Source organism: Psychrobacter phenylpyruvicus DSM 7000 = NBRC 102152 (genome assembly GCF_000685805.1).
GTDB classification, from domain to species: domain Bacteria; phylum Pseudomonadota; class Gammaproteobacteria; order Pseudomonadales; family Moraxellaceae; genus Psychrobacter; species Psychrobacter phenylpyruvicus.
Window position 1 is genome coordinate 102,659 of the sequence record NZ_JMKP01000006.1, and the last position, 19,741, is coordinate 122,399.

The window sequence follows — 19,741 nt, forward strand, 5'->3', positions numbered from 1 at the left end:
TTGATAATAGTGATTATTTAACTGACGTTATAGTTACATAATAGCAAGAGTTAAGCAACTTAATCTCTTAGATATTTTGTTTTTTTAGTTAAGTTTTTCTAATCTATTATAGGCATTATCGGAGACGAATATAACCCTGATATGTTGGTCTAATTTAGTTCATCTCATCGCAGTTCTATTATGTATCTACAGGTAATGAAATTTAGTTTCTAAATTATTTTTTTCCTCAAGTTTTGATTTTCATTATTATTAATCCAAAGCAATATATACGTTATACAAAAGACTAGACTGAGTCTATTTTTATTTAGTTATCATGATTGACCATAAAAAAATATAGCAAATAGATACTTTTTGTCAAATAATAATGAGAATAATAATCAATAATATTCTACTTTGTCACGGTATTGTCACAAAAATCTGATTATATAAATATAGCTTTGATTTTATTGTATATTTTATGGAAATCTACAATAGACAATAAATCTGGCTGTAAGGGCGTACTAAGCCTGAAGCATTCTATTTTTTTGTTAAATCAAATAGGTAGTTTCATTTATTAATCCATATCATAAAAGGGCACAGTTATGACTACTGAAACAAAAAAAGGATTTAAACTTTCTTCCCAGGGCCGGATAGCAAGCGCAGTTAGTATGGCTTTAGTATTACCTATGCTGAGTGTGGCAGCACTTGCTGATAATATTAAACCTGTGGGCGACACCTCAGTTAGCCAAGTAGGCAATGTGGATGTTGTTAATATTGCAAATCCAAACTCTCAGGGTCTTTCACATAACAAATATAAAGACTTTAATGTTAGTAAATCTGGGGCAGTATTAAACAACTCTCTACAATCAGGTCAGTCACAGCTCGCAGGTCAACTTGACGCTAACAAAAACTTATCTGAATCAGCTTCAGTTATTTTGAATGAGGTCGTTTCAAAAAATCCATCACTCTTGTTAGGGCAACAAGAAGTGTTTGGTATGGCAGCTGACTATATTTTGGCTAACCCCAATGGCATTAGCGGTGAAAATATTGGTTTTATTAACACCAATCGTGCTTCTTTAGTGGTTGGTAAACCCACCATTGAAGAAGAACGTCTGGCTGGCTTTAGTGTAGGCGATCGTAATAATAAAACCTTGGCTTTAAGCGGTGATATTGACGGGGATAAACGTCTAGACTTATTAGCTCCAAAGATTGATATTAATGGCAATATCAAGTCTTCTGACGCGATTAATATCATATCTGGACGTAATAATATTGACTATGACACCCTTCAAGTCACTGACCATGAAAGACGACAGCCAAATGTAACCTTAGATGGCCAAATTTTGGGCAGTATGAATTCTGGTCGTATTCGTCTGCATAATACCGATAGCAAAGCTACGCAAACCTTACAAGGGCAGTTCAAAGCTAGCAACGATATCGAGGCAGCAGCTAATAACTTAAGAGTAGTAGACAGTGAGGTTGCCGCTAACAACGTAAGTCTCTCTGGTACAGACCAGTTATATATCGGCGGCGAGATACAGACAAAACGTAATGAGCTACCAGAGACCAAACAAAGTCTTGAAGAGGGCGTAACTTTAACTAACTCTGGCTATCAACAAGTTGAAAGCTTTAAAGGATCATCTGTATCGGGTAACAATGTTGACCTTAAAGGTGGCGATGTAAATATTGAGGGCAGTAATATCCAAGCTAGTAGCATCGATGCTGCCGGCGACAACGTTAATATTAATGGGGTAATCACTACCAATACAGATAGCTCAACAGCACGTAATAGCAAGGGCTTGTGGTTTAATGAGAATGAATCATTAGATAAGTCTCAGACATATTATCAGTCTAGTCTTAAAGCATCGGATGACATTAAAGTCACCTCCAATGGTAATACCCGTATTGCTGGCGCAGACATTAATGCCGCCGAAGTTAAGCTAACCTCGGGTAAAGAGCTAGTGGCTACTGGCGAAATTACAGAAAATTCGCACAGTGATATTAACCGTTATGAAAATGAAACTGCGGCTCTAAAATCAGGTTCACGCACTATTACCCAAGCTAAACAAACTGGTCATCAAACCAGCATTACCGGTGGTGATGTCAGTCTAAATAGTGATAACAGCCAGCGTTTAGAAGGGGTTCAATTAACTGCCGATAGCGCTAAGCTAAATAGTGCTAAAGATTTAACGGTGGCTAATAGCAGTGTGAGTAACCGCCAGACCGATGAAGAGGACTTCAAGTACTGGGGTGGTATTGGTGGCGGTGAAACCCACGTTAATAACAGCAAACAAACGGCTTTAACCGGCAGTCAAATTAAGGCGAGTGACGTTACCTTAAAAGCTGATGATAATATTAATATTACCGCAAGTAGCCTAAAAGCTGACAACAAATTGGCAGTAAATGCTGCAAAAGATTTGAATATTAGTCATGACTTCGCCACTGCACAAGATAATAAAGAAAATCGTCATGGCACAACCTTTAATATTACTGATAAAAAAGATGCCAGTGAGCACTTGGCTCAAAGTACCGTTGCTAGTAAATTAGCAGCAGGTCAGGTGATTTTAAACGGTGATAACATCAGTTTAACCGGTAGTGATGTGGCGGCAACAGATCAGTTAACTGCCAATGCCAATACCTCAATAACTACCAACGCTGCCAACCCAACCGACATTACTAGAACTGAAACCTACGATATCACTTCTGAAGGTAGTGCTTCTAGCAACCTTGATTTAGAAAACAGCCTAAATAAAGTGTTAGAAAACGGTGTTGATGGCTTGTTAAAAGGTGGCTTAATAGCAAAAGGCATTGATAAGCTTAAGAATCTTGAATTTGAGGCTTCAGGCTCATTGAAAGGGGTAACTAATCTTACTACCAAAGGTACTGGCGAATCTCGCAACAGCTCATTAACCGCTAATAATGCTGCAATCAATGCTCAAGATACGGTTAGCCTAAATGGCACTGATATCAAAGCCAATAATAAGCTCACTGTCGAGGCTAATAAAGTCAACACGGGGGCAACAGAAGCTTTAACTGCGGTAGATAGCTCAGTCAATAAAAGTACTGGCCCAGAAGCTTATATCAGAGGCGGATGGAGTGGTATCGAAGTAGGGGTAAGCCTTGACCACAACCAAATCATTAATGAACACAATGAATACCAAGCTGCTAACTCAAGCGTTACTGCTGGTAAAGAGGCTACCCTAAGCGCGAAAGAAACTTTAATCAACCAAGGGACACAATTTTCAGCGCCTAAAGTTAATTTAGCAGCTCAGGATGTGATTAATGAAGCTTCTGCTGATCGTGTTGTTGATCGCGTTGTCGTAGCAGGTGGCAATGCCGCTTTAGAAGCTTATGCTGGCTTAAAACCTCTAGTAGGTGGTGGCGTTAATTTATCTGGTAAAGGCGAAGGCATTACTAGAGAAGTTACAACAGCCAATACAGCTACTATTAATGCGGCTGATACTGCGACTATCAAAGCGGCTAATAGTGCGGTAGACGCAGGTACCCAAATTACTGCCAACTCAATCAACATTGATGCTGATAACTATACAGGTAAAGCTGCTTATAACTCTGATGTGACCACCACCCATAGTGGAAGTGGTGATGTTAATATCAGTGCGGGCACTAGTGATTTAACCCAAGTAAGCGTTGATGCCGGTGGTAAGGGCACTTATCAGTATCTACAAACTGGCAAGTCTAATGCTGTTAAAGGCAGCCTAAAAGGGGAAACAGTTGCTATCAACGCCGGTACGAAGGCGGCAGCGGCTCAAAACGTTACTGCCAAACAATATAATCTGAAGGCTGGTGAAGAAGCTCGTATTGCTCAAGATAGTGATAAGCAGTGGACAACAGCAGGCGGTGCTAAGCTTGGCGGTTCTACAGGCGTAACCGTTATCCCAGCTGCAGTCTCTACAGGTGTGAGCGTATTACCTTCGGTATCTAATCAAGCGGGTTTTAACTACCTAGGTGTGGAAGATACCCAAGCTAAAGCGGCTACCATTGATGCAACTGTCTTAAGTGTTCAGGGAGCGCAGTTGGCACAAGTGGATGGGGCTAATATTAACTCTGATAATGTGGTTATCAAAGGTAACCGAGCTAATATCGCTGCTGCACAAGATACGCATCGTGCGGTTGGTGTGGCGATGGATGGCAATGGTGGCTTTGCGCCAGACCTTTCAAAACTAGGCTTCGGTGCTGATCTTGGTGTGGTTAATGAGACCAGCAATAAAGCCACAGGAGCCACCATTAAAGCCAATAATTTAACAGTTATTGCCAATGAGGCAGGTGATGCTTTAATGACTGAAGGAGCTAATATTACCGCTGGCAACATCGACTTGAGCAATGCTAATGCAGAAGGTAATGTGGCGCTAAAAGCTGCAGAGTCTAAAGACTACGTTGGTAACTTTGGTATTGGTGCTAACCTTGGTGGTAGCGCTGATGAAAAAAGCTTCAAAAGTGATGCTCTAGGCGCTCACCTAAATGTTGAAACCGATAATAGTAACTACTATAAGTTGGGCAACATAGAGGCTGGCACCATCACTATTAATGGTGGTAACGAGATCAGTTTACAAAGTAACCTTACCGCGGGTACTTTAAGCACAACAGCTGGCAATGGTCTTCACATACGTTCAGCCCAAGATGAGATCGCTAAAGTAAATGTAGATACAGGTCTTAGAGTTAAGGGTTCCCCAATTAAGTTCATTGAAGGTATCACCGCTGGCAATGTAATTGAGGCGCTGACTAATGACTTCAATAACGGTACAATTTTGGGAGTTAGTGCTGCTGGCGAAGCAGGTTTTGATGTTGATCATCAAAAACACACCCAGCAAGCCACAGTTACTGCAGACAACCTGAATGCTACAGTAGGTAGCGGTAACATTGAGGTTAACTCTGCTAAAGTGACAGCGTCTAATTCAGAGCTTGGTGGAGCGACTGTTAGCAGTATTAATAATGACGACTTTGTGCATAAAGTAGGGGCAAAAGCAGATGCTAAGACTTTTAATGTCCCAGCATTCGTCAAAACCATCCCAGGCTTGATCAAAAATGCTATTGCAGGGGAACCGGTAGAAGTTAATATGCCAGCTCATGCAGAAGTAACCCATGAATGGGATGATACTGACGGTAGTAATACTAAGTCAGACATTAGTTTGTAATTGGTATTAAGCTATTAGTGAAAACAAATTAAATTGTTGAAGTAACTAATGGTTTATTATGTAATTGTAGGTCAACAGGAGCCCACGCCTACCTCAGGTGTGGGCTCTTTATTCTTTTGCAACTATGTTGAAAAATTATGCCTTTAAATCTTATGACTTTAAATCCCAGAACAACCGAATCAAAAGCAGTCAAGTTTAAAACTAAAAGAGACAAAGTGGTCCTAGCCACCACAGTGATAGGCTTGAGTTCCTTTGTTTTGGTAGCGCCGATAGCAGCGGGTGCAGCTCCAGCCAATAACAGTCCGCCGCAGATTCCTGATGAGGCCACACCAAGTTGGAAAAACACCGTTGAACAACAGCAAATTTGGCAAGATGCATTACAAAAACAACGAATTGAATCTTTGCGTCAATCACAATCAGTAGATGAGACGCCGGAGGATATGAGTGATGAGACAGATTCTACCAGTACAGACTGTTTGCCAGTACAGCGTATTGAGCTGGGGGCAATGCCTGAATTGAGTAAGAAAGTACAGAATGAGCTATCGCAGCAAGCTGCCCAGCTTTCATTAGCGCCAGGGTTTGCTGAGCCAAAGCAGACTAATCCAACCAATACCGGTTGTGTGTCCATGGCCGGTGCCAATCAGTTGGTTAGGGCCATCACGTCGGCATACCTTGAGGCAGGATATTTTAAGATATCTATTGAGACTGCTTCTACTGAACCAGGGGTCTCAACCTGGCAGGTCTATGTCGCAAAAATCACCGATATAAACAATCAAACCGATCTACCCACTTCGCGTTTGTTCGGTAATATCATAGGTAAGCCTGCAAATATGGCGACACTCGATCAGGCTATTAGTAACGGAGAGCGGGTGATTGATGGGCAGTTGATGCTCGATATTTATCCGGTAGGTAATGACGTGCGCCTCAAAGTGACTGGTCAAGGTGAAATTGATCCCTTTAACGGCGATATAGAATACCGTTATGACCCAGATGACAGCTATGGACATAACCAAATAAAACTGCATGGCACTTTGTATAATGTGTTTGGACAAGCTGATTTAACTTCCATTTCTGTGCAACAGAGCCTGACAGATAAATATGGTTATGATGAGGATAACCAACGTCGTAGCGCCAGTATTTATACCAGCATACCTAATGGTCGTTGGCAGTGGTCTGGGTTATTGGCTGCCGATGAATATACCCGTACTATCAAGTCAAAGTCAACAAACGCATTGATAGAGCAATCAGGGGACAGTTGGCAGGCCAATATTCGGGGTGATTATACCTTTGATCGCGATCAAGACAGTATCTCTACTATTTATGGTCAGATAGCTCATCAAGATGTTAATAGCGAGCTAATGGGAAGCCAGTTAGACGTTCAAAGCCCAACTTTAAGTAGCGCCCGTATTGGCGCCAGCCATACTAAGCTATTTAATAACCGTTCCAAAAGTGACCCCAGGAAAATTACTACCGGGGCACTAGTAGTGGATTTAAGCGCTGAACAGGGGATCGGCAACCATGATAATCCAGCCACTACACAGGGCTTAAGTGACGATTACTTACGCTGGTTATTGTCTGGATATTTAACCCACCAACATTCCATCATTGCATCAGATAAAAATATTGGTTATTGGCAAATGACTCATGAATTGCAAGGTCAGTACACTGATGACAAGTTATATGGGGTTACTAAGCAGTCGCTAGGCTCAATCTATTCTGGCGTTCGTGGCCTTGATAATGCTTATAATGCTGCTGAAAGCGGTATCAGCCTACGTAACACTTTAAGTTTTGAGCCGATGCAAAGCAGTTGGTGGACAGTGGGAACAGAAAAGATTCGTTGGGCTCCCTATATTGGTGTTGATTACGGTATGGTCAAGGATTCTGAGACCGAACTAAGTGATGATACCAGTGAAGCGGTTAGTGGCACTTTAGGGCTTAAGCTAACCGGATATGATATAAAAAATAACTCACTAGATAGACGCTGGCTATTCGATATCAGTGCCAGCCGTGCTAATGTGGATTATGCTGATAAACGTTATGATGGTACCCAAGATACAGAAGTATCAGCTGCTTGGCAGTGGTTTTTTTAACGCTAACTTTGGCTAGGGAATTCCCAATAAAACAGGGTCAAAAAAAGAGACAGCCAATGGGCTGTCTCTTTTTGATTGAGTCTGTTGTGGCTCAACTAGCGTTTACGACTAAACTTGCTCAATTTTTTATTATTGATTTCACTGATCGCATGGTTAATCTCATCTTCATCTAACGTAGCCACATGCTGTAAGATCTGCATGATGTCAGGATTTAGAATGTAATGAGCATGACGAGCGATATTATTAATACGTTCATCAAAGGTCAGTACTCCCGTTTCTGGATCATTTTGTACATAATCTAAGCGAATTAACGTATTTAAGAAGCTTGTAAATAGGGCACGGTCAAAGAAGTCAGGGATATCATCTGCGTATAATACAGACAGACGTTGACCCAATAGGTGACATAGGTCGACCACCTGCTCAGCCGTCAAATTACCTGAGCCTTGTTGGGCTAATAATGCCAAAGACATAAAGTAACGCTCAAGGCTTTGAGATACGGGGGTGGCTAGCATATCTAATTGTTGATATTGCTCACTGTTTTTCTCTGGAGTGCCAAGTACACCGTTGCCTAACTCAACCACCATTCCTTGGTCAATCAGGTTATTCAACTTCTCATCAATCATGGCTGGCAAGTTACGAGCAGCACGATATAAGAATAGCTCACTTTGTAAGAAAGGATAAAGCTGAGTGACGATGCTTTCTAAGTGTTCGCGCTGGATACGACCATTTCTATATACTAAAGCAGATAGGAAAGATGACATGATAAACACATGGAGAATGTTATTTCTAAAATAACTTAAGATAGCCATCTGCTTCGGTAACACTTTGATCATATCGCCTAAGATATGCGGAGTGCGCTCAACCAGTTTTAGCTTAATCCCGTAGTCAATGATAGATTGTGGCGACATGTCGGTAATGATAGTGCTCTCAGAATACGGTGAACCATGGGCTATTCTTTGATAAAGAGCCAACTGCTCACGACAGCTATCTTCATCGAGAGCGGCTTTTGGGGTAGACAGTAATACCAATGATAGCAGCGCAATGGGGTTAACCACCGCCGCTTTATTGATATTCTGCATAATTTTAACGCCAAGGTTGTCTACCATAGCCATGGCGTTTTTGCTAAGTGGTGTGTCAGTACGATCTGCCGGTAAGCTGTTAGGCTTCACATCAAACTTCTCCATGAAGTCCTCCATCAGCAATGGAGTACCGAAGCTTAGGTGTACGTGACCGAAGATACGCTCAATTTTACGGCTGACTTTTAATAAGCCTAGTATTGACTCTGACTCTTTTGGTTTGCCTTTAAGCTCCCCGATATAGGTACCGCCTTCCATGATACGCTCATAACCAATATAGGTTGGAATAAAGGCCATGGGCTTGTTTGAGCCTCGTAAATGGCTGTGTACTGTCATCGAAAGCATGCCTAACTTAGGCGGTAATAGGCGACCTGAACGAGAGCGTCCGCCTTCGATGAAGTACTCGATAGGCGTATTGCGCTGGATTAAAGTGTGTAGATATTCACGCAAGACCGCTTTATATAGCTCATTATCCTTGAAGCTACGGCGAATATAGAAGGCAATGGCATTGCGTAATATAGGGCCAAGCACTGGCACGTCTAAGTTATTTCCAGCAGCCACATAGGGTAGGCTTAAGCCTTTCTCAAAAATAACGTAACCCAGTAGTAGATAGTCGACATGGCTGCGGTGGCAAGGCACATAAATAAGCTCATGAGTCGTGGCCAATTCACGAACTTGCTCGAAGTGATGCACCTCGATCCCGTCATAAAGCTGAGTCCATAACCAAGTTAAGAATCTATAAAAGAAGCGGATAACTGAGTAATTATAATCATTAGCTATTTCGTTGATGTAACCTCGAGCCCGTTTTTTGGCTTCATCGAAGCTAATGCTTTCAGCTTCTGCCTCTTTTTGGCAAGCATAGTTAATAGCAGGTGAGTTAATCAGTTTGTCTACTAAGTTACGTCTATCCGACAAGTCTGGGCCAATCATGCTTTGACGCTGGCTGTCCAAATAAGCATTTAGCTTGTGTTGTACCAATAAAGCTAAGCTAAAATTCGCTTCTGAGGCAGTGACTAGGGCGGTAGAGGTCGATAGACCATTAGCTTCAACATTTCTTTTGGCCTGAAGTAGCAGTTCTTTGTCACTGTTTGACAGATCACTATCTTTTAGGTCCACAGCATCAAATAATTGTTGTGTCAGTTGTTGTGATTGATCAGTAGTAGTGCTGGTATTTGGGGCAGACAATGAGTCTATTAAATCATGCAAAGACTGAGGGGGGTGAAACTGAACGAAGGTATCCCTTCCCATCATGCCGATATTAAACAGCTGTTTTGTAATAGAAGGTTCTTCCCAGTTATCAGCCATTAAAAGTTTAAACAAGGAATCTTCATTATCTGGTGCGCGACCCCATAAGATTGAGACGGGTACTAGATTAATTTTTATGGCTGGGTTTTCACGACAAGCCGTGACTAGGCGTGCTAATCTTGGAGATACTTTACGACCATCTGCATTAGGATGGTTGAGAAAAATAATTGCCGCATTTTCATTAATATTAAAGGCAGGGCTTTCGACACCTACTAAAGCAGGGGGAAAGTCATGCTCTTTGGTCTGTAAGTCGACTAAAATACTATTAGAGCGCGAGTACTCACGTAACACATAAAAGGTGAGCGCCCCATCTTCAGTGCTGATGGTGGGTAAATCGCCAATGACTTTCGGCTTCACCGCCAAATCTAGTGTTTTACCAGAAAGCTTTCGATATAACTGGTTCACAGAACGACCAGAACGAGAAATAGCCGCACTGGCTTGAGCGGCTTGCTCTTGTAAGCTCAAAGCAGAACGGTGAGCATTCGATGCAATGTTCTTAGTGGTTTTTTGGGCTTGGCGCTGTTGCTTCAGGCGCTTTTTTAAAGAGTGCATTAAGCGAGATGGTAACATAAGTATTAGTCAAACCTATTAATAATGATAAGGCTATATTGCCATAAAATACAATAAAGTAATACAGTTGTTCGCTGAAAATATAGGAGTATGGCTTTATTATAGGGTATTGGAAGCTTTGATGCTCTTTATTCAAAATCCAATTTTGTGCCAAAAAGTAACTTTTAGCTATCGAGTAGCTACCCCTTTATTATGCTTCAATTTTGAGGCTGTAAATGACTATGAAGCTTTAGAGTTAGTAAGGCTGAGTTGAGTTTTGCATCAAACACGACCTTTACCATAAGTATTATTATTTACACTAACATAATCTGTATAATGTTACACGCATAACAAGGGGTAAACAGTATCTCTTGGGGTTTAGGGGTAATATTATTTAGGGTTGTTGGAGAGACAGATGTCTGATTATAAACAGCTTGTTGATCAATTATTAAACACCGTGAAATTAATCGAGGTGGCTCCTGATGTGTTTCAAGGAGACAGCTTTGACTATGTAGGAAAGCGCATTTTTGGCGGGCAAGTGCTGGCTCAAGCCATTATGGCAGCTGCCCATACTTTAAATGAGGATAAGCCTTGTCATTCTTTGCATGGTTATTTTTTGCGCGGTGGTAATATTAATCAGCCAGTCATTTATAAAGTTCGTCACTTACGAGATGGTCGTAGCCTGTCGGCAAGAGAAGTAACGGCGATTCAGTACAAAGAGGATCAACAGGGCAATCAATTGGAGCAAGTGGTTTTCACTATGATAGCCTCTTTCTCTCCAATGGAGGGAGGACTAGACTATCAAGAAGAAATGCCTGCCTACCCGCCACCAGAGGATTTGGAATCGGAGCAGTCTCTAAAAGAGCATCACGTCGGCAGTGTTCCAGAACCACTGCGTGAGCGTTTTATGCGGCCCCGTCATGTTGAAATTAAACCGGTGAAACCACGTGATCCTGTGCATCCAGAGCCTATGGAACCCAAACAAGCCAACTGGTTACGTATCCGCGAACTGGGAGAACAGCCAATAGCGATACAACAGGCTTTATTGGCTTTTTCGTCAGATTATTATTTAGTAGGTACAGGGCTTATGTCACATGGCATTAGCTTTATGACCAAAGGGCTACAAGCGGCGAGTATTGACCACTCAATGCATTTTCATCGTCCTTTTGATATTAATGAGTGGCTCCTGTATGACATGTGGAGCGATACCACCTCGCATTCAAAAGGACTCAATCATGGTCAGTTTTGGCAAAATGGAAATTTAATAGCTACGGTACAGCAAGAAGGCTTGATGCGTCTACGAGGATAGCAATACAGAATATAGCCGGCAGTCCTACCCTAAGCTAACCACTACCATCTGATTGACAATAAAAAATAGCCGTTCACTCAATGAACGGCTATTTTTGGTTTTGAACCAGCTTCTCTCAAAAAATGAATCTCTACCAAATTAAAGAGGAAGCACTATTTAGGGTAACAAAGCCATCAGGCGTCTGACCATTGGCGGCTTGCCAACGAGCAAAAGCGCTACGGGTATTGGTACCCATAATGCCATCCACCCCTTTGGTGTCATAACCGGCGTTGGTTAGACGCTGTTGTAGGTTACGAACTTGAGTCGTAGTCAGGGGTCTTTCGTAACGAGGCCATGACTTTTGGATACCAGACTGACCGTTGATTCCTCGGCCCAGTAAACTGACTCCTAAAGCGTAGTTTGAAGAGTTGTTGTACACCTTAATGACATCGAAGTTCGGGCTTAATAATAAAGCAGGGCCGTCTTTACCAGCAGGCAGCCACATCTCAAATGAGGTGTTAGCATCCAAGTAAGCTCCGTCTATTGGGCTAATACCCATATTACGCCAGCTTGAACCAGGCAACTTTTGACCCAATAAGCTAAAGTCAAAGTTTGCAGGTAAAGTCACTTCGTAGAATGGAGATAGACCACGTACCCAGCCTGACTTACCTAGATAGTTAGCGGTAGAAGACAAAGCGTCGGCGGTTACCCAAGGACTACGGCGTCCATCTCCATCTCCATCAACACCGTACTCTAACCAAGTGCCTGGGATAAATTGAGTGTGACCCATACCACCGGCCCATGAGCCGCTGAGTTGTGAGGGATAAATATCACCATTTTGGATAAGCTTAATTAAGGCTAGCAACTGATCTTCAGCCCAAGCACGGCGGCGGCCATCATAGGCTAGAGTAGCTAGTGAGCTTGGAATATAGCTGTTACCCGTAACTGCGCCGTAAGAGGATTCCATGCCCCAAATAGCGGTGATAATTTCAGCATTTACCCCATATTGAGATTCAAGGCGGTTTAGCAGTGAGCGTTGCTCATTAAATTTGCTTTTACCGGTGCTGATACGTCCACCAGCTACAGCAGAATCGGCATAGTCCCAAGGCATTTTTACGAACTCTGCTTGGTTAGAGTCTAGTGAGATTACCTGACTATTTAGCTGTGCTGAGTCTAAAATACGGTTTACATCATAAGCGTTGTAACCTTGGCTCACAGCACGCGCTGTGAAGTCTGATTTCCACTCGGAGAAGCTGCTATAAGTGGCTTTTGGCTCTGGTTTGGGAGCAGGTTGAGGCTGTGGTACTGGCTTTGGTTTGGGCTTAACAATGACCACAGGTGAAGGCTTGCTCACAGGCACTTGTTGAATCGGGGCTTGACTAGCACAGCTGGCAAGTATGATAGCAGGCCCAAGTGTTAGGACACTTTTTAGTAAGGTTATTTTATTTTTATTATTGGGACTTAATCCGGTGGTTTGTGACATAGGGGAGGGCCTCACAGATATAGAGTGTTAAAAGAGAGAGTTAAGCATAGGAATGTGCTTAACCTAGCTTGCAAATTTATCATTAAAGCACTTTATCAATAAATGGTTATAAAGTCGATGGGTGTTATCGTTGACACAGCTAGATAGCCTCCAGTACCTTAAGCATAGCCTTCGGTAAGCCTAGCGTTTCTTTAGCTTCGGTAGCTGGCAACCATAGTATATTAATATCAGCGTCTGTAAGTAGTTTGGATAATTGTTCAGCTTGTTTAGCATTTAAAGCAAGGGTTTGTGGCTGCAGATACCAATGAAAATGGGTCAAGGTATGTTTAATCGGCGCGGATTCTAATAATCCATCGTTAATTGGGTGCGTCTTCAAGTCATTATCAGCAATCCACTGGTCGACAATCTGTTCCGCAAGACTATTCTCAGACTCATAGGCCTTATCTTCGTCCGAAGTGGATAGCAGTTTTTTGCCTAGCGTCTTTTTCTCAAACTGTAGTGGCAATACCCATAGTCCGCCCCAGATCCCGCTATCAGGGCGCTGTAACCACAGGATTTTATCATCGGTATTGGTAATGACTAAGGCGTTACTAAATTTACTGGGCTTAGGTTTCTTTTTGGCTTTGACTGGGTAGGATTCCTGTTTGCCCTGATGATAGGCAATACAGTCAGCATGAATAGGGCACTGACTACAATTAGGATTACGACGGGTGCATAAGGTAGCGCCCATATCCATCATCGCTTGAGCGAAGTGGCCACTATCCTCAGTAGGGGTTAAGCGTTCTGCTAATGCCCACAACTCTTTGGTAGTGGCAGACTTGGTAATATCACCCTCAATACCGGCCCAACGAGTAATCACTCGTTTAACATTGCCATCACATATCACTCCATAACCGTGTAAGCCCATGGCGACGATAGCTCCAGCGGTTGACTGTCCAACGCCTGAGATGGCTTCCCAGCCCTCTACAGTTTGAGGGAAATCGCCAGTTTCTTCGATTATTTCGACCAACTGTTTGGCGCCTTTGTGTAAGTTGCGGGCACGAGCATAGTAGCCGAGCCCGGCCCAATGTTCAGCAACGTTATCCCACTCAGCATTGGCTAGGTCTTGCACCGTTGGAAATGAGGTCATAAAACGTTGAAAGTAGGGGATAACAGTGGTGACTTGGGTTTGTTGCAACATCACTTCTGACAACCAAACAATATATGGGTTTGGGGTGTCGGTTTTGTGCTGTTGCCACGGCAGGTCATGGCGGCCGTAATCATCGAACCAGTTTAGAATACGCGGGGCGAAGCTGTCGAGTTCAGCTTTGGTGTGGTTAAACTTAGTATTCAATGAATTTTCCAAAAGCTATTTAAATAAGTTGTATGGTATATATGTTTATTCTACGATGCATAATTATTGAATATCATTAGAAATAAAAATACCTCTCTCTAAGTATCTACTATTTATATCTTCATCTTCTTCACTATTCTGATTGTAGAAAACTGAATGAAATCCATTTAAAGATTCATTCATATTTTTTTGACCAATCCATAGGAAGTTTCCAGATTCATCAAAACCCTTAGCGACATTAGTAATTTTACTTAAATAAATACCATAGTTTAGCTTTTTGTCTATTTGTAAAATAGAGCAGCTGATATTTTGAAAATTTGAATCAGCTATATTTGGCTTTACAGCAATGTTATAGGCTCCATTATCTTTAATACTAGGGTAAGCTATAGCGTCTGATATTGATTTAGAAATTAGCATATTTGATAGAATTCTAGTATGTAAATATTTGTTTTGATAAGCACATTTAGCAGAAAGAATATCTGCGAAGAACTTGTCAATATAAATTAATTTTAAAGCTATATCAGTAGGAAGATTATTTATAAAAGATAAGACCGCATTATTAGGATCTTTCAAAATTAAGGGTATACTACCGTTTTTGAAGACCGACCAAAACATCCCGACAATTGAAAATTTAACTTCTTTATTGGAAACAATTCTATAACCAGCAATCTGGATAGAATCATTATCTTGGGCGTCGATCTCCGACAACGCTGTCTCCTTACGAGTGGACAAATAAAACACTGGTTCATTTTTATTATTCACTCTTCCTTCTTTAACCAAATGTTTAGGTGGGTAGCTTAGATCAGATAAATTGTCGAATGATTTATTATTTCCTAATTTCCTCGCTCTCCAAAAAGTACTTCCCCTTGTCAAAGCAATAGATGGGCTTTTGTAAAACTGTAGTAATACTTTTAATTTAAACTCAATTTCCGAAGGATCGGTAGCACTTAAAATGCTAGTACAATAATCAGTAACCTCATCTATTTTAATATTCATAATAAGTAGTTTAGTATTGATATGCTTTCGTAAGTTGAAGTATAGTAGTGAAAAACAGGATAATCTATTAAGTCTTAATATAAAAGGGCTGGGCTAAAGCCACAGCCTACCCACCAAATAACTTTAGCTCATCTATTAGTTCGGCTATTGGGACACCTAATTACTTCCGATTCTTTCTCGCCCGACGCTTACGCAGTTTTTTCTCTTCAATTCTCGCCAGTCTTTTTTCTTCCGCTTGCGCACGTAATGCTTCAACTAGCTTGTATTCCTCATCACGCATAGCTGGTGTTTCCAAAGTAATACGGCCTATTTGACCACTGCGTAACTCATTAATGAGTATCTCTGCCATGCGGTAAATATCGACCACGCCACCTTTTTTCAAAAAGCCACGACTGCGACCCGCTGCTTCAAAGAACTCCCAGTCAGTTTCGGGTAAGTCATCCAATTTATAACGCTCTTTTAGCAGCTCTGGATAGGCTTTAATCAGATATTCGGCGGTGTAGCTGGCGACATCATCAAAGTCAAAGGCAGTGTCTTTAATACCTCCAGTAGCTGCCAAACGATAACCAGAATGTGGGTTTTCAATCTTTGGCCACAGCATACCAGGGGTGTCATACAGCATGATATCGTTATCGATTTTGATAAGTTGCTGCGACTTGGTAACTGCTGGCTCGTCGCCTGTTTTGGCAATACTACGCCCAGCCAAAGTATTAATTAAAGTGGATTTGCCGACGTTTGGAATCCCCATAATCAGCACTTTGATTTGTCTACCAGTGCCGACTTTATTAGGAACAAGCTGTTTGCAGAGTTGTATTATCTTTTGAACATCATTGGCTTTATTGTCATCACAAGCGATGGCTTTGACTTGACCTTGTTGTTCTAGGTCTTGAATCCAAGCTTGAGTAAGCTTAGGATCTGCCAGATCTGCCTTGTTAAGAATTTTTATGACCGGCTTTTGGAACCCATGTTCATTATGGCGTAGCGCAGTAACCATAGGGTTTTCGCTACTGAAGGGGATACGAGCATCAATGACCTCAATGACCACATCCATATCGGGCATAATTTCTTTGATTTCGTTGCGGGCCTTGTTCATGTGACCCGGAAACCACTGAATACTATTGGGGGCTTGTAGGTTGTACTGACTCATTATTGATTTTATCCATTGTTAAATCTAGTTTAAGCTTTTAAATAGGGGTATCTTTTAACTACCGTTGTCCTCATCTGTTTCTAGCTCAAGCTTAGTTTTATTCTCGTCTTGTTCTGGAGGAAGAGGGGCTAGATAACCGATAAGCAGAATCAAGCTACCTGCACCAAGGAAGGATCCCACTCGCCAGATTGTATCGGTTTGAGAGAGATCAATTACCACCAATTTCAAGACCACAATACCTAATAAACCAATCCCCATAAACCACCAAAAGCGTTTCTGATATCGACTGGAAATAATGGTTAATACTAGAGCAGTAAGTGTCCAGAAGATGGTCAGCGCTGTTTGTACTTGCTCATTGAACCAGGCACCTTGGTACCAAAGTGGGGTGCCTAAATAGGCATATAAAGTTCGAATTAATAAACTGGATAGTAGCCAAAAACCGAGAAGCCCTGCAACTTTTAATAGCAGATTGTGATCTTCAAGAAGTTTTTGATTCTGGCCTATGCTCAAATAATGGGTACTTATTAGATAAACCAAAACGGTAATTAAAGATAGGTCATATAAGTTTAACACAGGTAGATACGCTAAGCCCCATACGATGCCATCATGAGTCCAGTTACTATAGATAGCCCAGGTGACAGATAGAGGAATAAATAACAAGGCACAGCCTAACAGAGCACTCTGCCAATTAAACCATGTAGGAGTATTGAGCTTTTTTCTCAAGCAGAGTTGGGTTAAGGCTATTAGCCAAATACCAGTGATAAGCACTGTCATGACCCCTTTCGAATGGGGTAATAGATAATAACTGAGCTGGGCTATCAAAATGGTTCCAGTCATTAACCAGGCCATGGTATCAAAGCTTGTAGGGTTATTGGCATAATACCAGCGCTTAATCCATAGTTGTCCAACGAGTAACCAGCCCGCCACTAAAACTATAAATAGTGGCCAGAATGATGAGGTGGTAGCATCGTCGTACTCGAAATAAAAAGAGACAGTGGCTAGCAGCGCCAGATAAAATAATCCTAAAAAAGCATGACTTATATTGGTGACAATGTTCCATTGACGATATTTATCTATCACGAAGTAGCCAATAAGGTTTATTAATAGGGCACAGGCAATCACTCTAGTTAGGCTATCTAGCCAGTTGCCAATATAGTCGTCGATTATGACAGCCGTGACAATGAGCCCCCAAATCATGCTGACAACCGATAACATGTCCACAAAAGAGTTTGACCATATCAGCTGGAATATGGGGCTTTTGGTATTTACGCTAGCCAGTAATTGTTGCTCTTTATCGGGCGCCTCATAATTAGGCTGAATAGGGTTGTTCTCATTGCGTAAAATAAATACCGAGGCTAGGCAACCGATAGCAGAGATAGTAAGAGACAGAGTGCTTGGCGCTGGAGCACTATAGTAGTCAAATAAAGGCTGTAGGCTCGCCAAAGCAAGTCCTTGTAGTAATACCCCCAATAACACTGTCCAGCCACGAAGGGATTGTCTGCCGAACCAAACCAATGCCAATCCTTGAATAGACCAACCACAAGCGGTCCACTCAGCATCAAAGGCTATGGCAATCATCAAAGCAAAGAAACCAAACCCTAACGCCAGCATCCCTTCTATTAACGGGGTATAACGATTTTGATTGGCACTGTTTTTGTCTTTCAGTACAAAAAACGACCCCAATCCTAAATAAGAGGCAGCTATGACAGCGCTAGCGATAGTCAGGGCATTATCAATGTCGCTAAGTAGGGCAGATAATAATCCAAAGGCCAATAGAGGCACCCCAAACATTAGGCTGACATCAATGGGAATAATAAAGGCGGTATTACTGTTTTTATAAGTGCTAGCTTTATAAGAGCTGAAGTGGCTGAATGAGGGTTTACTGTCTTCCGCTGCAGACTGTATAAGCTCATGGTTTAAGTCATTTGAAGATGGATTTATAGCAAGCTGTTCATTATAAGTAAGTAGCTGCTGGGTGTAGCGAATGACTACGAACACATACAATAACCAATGTAAGGTAACTAGACCCACTAAAGGCCAACGCTGGGCGTTAAAATCATCAACAGTAGTAAAGCTATCTACTAAGCCTAAAAAGTAAGCGAAGCCAAAGGTCACAGCAGCTGCCAGTAAGTTTAAGACCTTCCATGTGCGATAGTGAGCAATAACTGCAATAGCGATATTTAATAATAAATAATAACTGAATAAAGTGGTTAAGCTGCCGCTATTATTACTGGTTAATAAAGGCGCTAAAAACGCTCCTGAAAAGGCCAATAAAGCAAGTGGAAAAGCATTTTGGCGCACAGCAAGTATAACGGTTAGCGCCGACAAGGTGCCTAACAGCACAAAACTAGGTAGGCTGGGCAACACTCCATATACTTGATAGGCAAAGAAGGTGCTGAGATAAGCAATTGCCAACCCCGCACCTTGCAGTGTCATACCATAAGTGAATCTATTTTTAACTAACTTCAGTCCAAGCCCAGCTATAGCAAGGCCAGCAGTACCAATGGCTATCAATTTTAGTTCAATAGATATTTCAATATAGTCGCTTAATAGTCGTAGCAGCAACACCACTCCTATTAATAGAACAATGACTCCGACGCGCACTACTAAGTTGCCGCCAAAAAACCAATTCTTTAAGGACCGCATTACTGAGGTCACGATCGCAGTAGATTGCTCATCCGGCTGTAGTTTCTCATCAGATGAGCTACTTATGAGCGATAAGCTATCTTGGTCAGCTTGTTGCTTAGTGTTGCAGTTAGTCTCTGCAGAGGTGGCGGTAGTTGGGATACTGTTTTCGGCAGATGGGTTTTGCTCAGCGGTTTCAACAATATAGTATTCTTCTGGAACAAGTTGGGACTCGGTGACAGTTTTGTCGGTGGTGCCATTGTCATTACTGATAGGGTTGGTAGTATTGATAGCTTGGGCAATACTTTGTTGATTATTATGTTCAGCTCTAGCTTCATCACCAGTTATTGCAACCTCTTTTTCTGGTGACATATAGCATAGGTATCTACACAACTTAAAAAGAGCAAAAAAGAATGATAGAATCTTCCAGTATGGCATAGATAAAATGGAGCTAGATACGAGGCTCATCAAACGATATCAACAACTCGTACACAATCACACTCACCCAAACGGTTATCTACATGCTGGTATGAAAGCAACTATGGATACTAAAAGCAGTTTTGCTCAGACCCAAGCGTTATGGCGATTTGTGCATAATGACAACATCAGCTATCAAGAGCTTAGTAAGCCGTTACTTGAAAACAGCTTACAAGGATGTCGAGAGGACTGCAAACGCTATGGGCTAGTAATGCACGACTGGTCGCGTCTGTCACTTAC

Annotated in this window: 9 protein-coding genes and 1 pseudogene; 4 read left to right on the forward strand and 6 right to left on the reverse strand. The window is 41.8% G+C overall.

The features are described 5' to 3' along the window. The first annotated feature begins 581 nt into the window (after positions 1-581). A complete protein-coding gene (locus G561_RS0104110) occupies positions 582-5,132 on the forward strand; it encodes a two-partner secretion domain-containing protein (RefSeq protein WP_028858415.1) in 4,551 nt (1,516 codons plus the stop codon). A 242-nt stretch (positions 5,133-5,374) separates the two neighbouring features. Beyond that, positions 5,375-7,222, forward strand: coding sequence for a ShlB/FhaC/HecB family hemolysin secretion/activation protein (locus G561_RS0104115; RefSeq protein ID WP_162165204.1), 1,848 nt, complete (start codon positions 5,375-5,377; stop codon positions 7,220-7,222). 95 nt (positions 7,223-7,317) lie between these two features. Here the strand turns inward: G561_RS0104115 and plsB are convergent, their stop codons facing one another. Beyond that, positions 7,318-10,173: a glycerol-3-phosphate 1-O-acyltransferase PlsB gene (gene plsB / locus G561_RS0104120; protein WP_227674002.1), complete on the reverse strand. Its 2,856-nt coding sequence runs from the start codon at positions 10,171-10,173 to the stop codon at positions 7,318-7,320. Positions 10,174-10,567: 394 nt separating this feature from the next. Here plsB and G561_RS0104130 point away from each other — a divergent pair, with 394 nt between their 5' ends. Further along, positions 10,568-11,461: an acyl-CoA thioesterase gene (locus tag G561_RS0104130; RefSeq protein WP_028858418.1), complete on the forward strand. Its 894-nt coding sequence runs from the start codon at positions 10,568-10,570 to the stop codon at positions 11,459-11,461. Positions 11,462-11,591: 130 nt separating this feature from the next. Here the strand turns inward: G561_RS0104130 and G561_RS0104135 are convergent, their stop codons facing one another. The 5 genes from G561_RS0104135 to G561_RS13915 form a co-directional block, all read right to left on the reverse strand. After that, on the reverse strand, positions 11,592-12,923 hold the full coding sequence (locus G561_RS0104135) for a lytic murein transglycosylase (protein WP_051584356.1): 1,332 nt from the start codon (positions 12,921-12,923) through the stop codon (positions 11,592-11,594). 139 nt (positions 12,924-13,062) lie between these two features. Further along, positions 13,063-14,256 (reverse strand): A/G-specific adenine glycosylase, encoded by a 1,194-nt coding sequence (gene mutY, locus G561_RS0104140; RefSeq protein ID WP_028858420.1) that lies wholly within the window; start codon positions 14,254-14,256, stop codon positions 13,063-13,065. A gap of 63 nt (positions 14,257-14,319) precedes the next feature. Beyond that, positions 14,320-15,252 carry an RES domain-containing protein gene (locus G561_RS0104145; protein ID WP_028858421.1) on the reverse strand — a complete coding sequence of 311 codons (933 nt, stop codon included), beginning with the start codon at positions 15,250-15,252 and terminating at the stop codon, positions 14,320-14,322. Between the two features lie 160 nt (positions 15,253-15,412). Beyond that, entirely contained in the window at positions 15,413-16,399 is a 987-nt protein-coding gene (gene ylqF, locus G561_RS0104150) for a ribosome biogenesis GTPase YlqF (RefSeq protein ID WP_037031611.1), read from the reverse strand. Positions 16,400-16,453: 54 nt separating this feature from the next. Then, entirely contained in the window at positions 16,454-19,396 is a 2,943-nt protein-coding gene (locus tag G561_RS13915; RefSeq protein ID WP_051584357.1) for a DUF2339 domain-containing protein, read from the reverse strand. A gap of 73 nt (positions 19,397-19,469) precedes the next feature. Here G561_RS13915 and G561_RS15135 point away from each other — a divergent pair. Beyond that, positions 19,470-19,741, forward strand: a pseudogene (locus G561_RS15135) (transposase); the annotation flags it as partial.

Bases quoted from the DNA above. Each gene is read 5' to 3' on its own strand.
- G561_RS0104110 (WP_028858415.1), top strand. From the start codon at position 582: ATGACTACTGAAACAAAAAAAGGATTTAAACTTTCTTCCCAGGGCCGG.
- plsB (WP_227674002.1), bottom strand. From the start codon at position 10,173: ATGTTACCATCTCGCTTAATGCACTCTTTAAAAAAGCGCCTGAAGCAA.
- G561_RS0104130 (WP_028858418.1), top strand. From the start codon at position 10,568: ATGTCTGATTATAAACAGCTTGTTGATCAATTATTAAACACCGTGAAA.
- G561_RS0104135 (WP_051584356.1), bottom strand. From the start codon at position 12,923: ATGTCACAAACCACCGGATTAAGTCCCAATAATAAAAATAAAATAACC.
- G561_RS0104145 (WP_028858421.1), bottom strand. From the start codon at position 15,252: ATGAATATTAAAATAGATGAGGTTACTGATTATTGTACTAGCATTTTA.
- ylqF (WP_037031611.1), bottom strand. From the start codon at position 16,399: ATGAGTCAGTACAACCTACAAGCCCCCAATAGTATTCAGTGGTTTCCG.
- G561_RS13915 (WP_051584357.1), bottom strand. From the start codon at position 19,396: ATGTCACCAGAAAAAGAGGTTGCAATAACTGGTGATGAAGCTAGAGCT.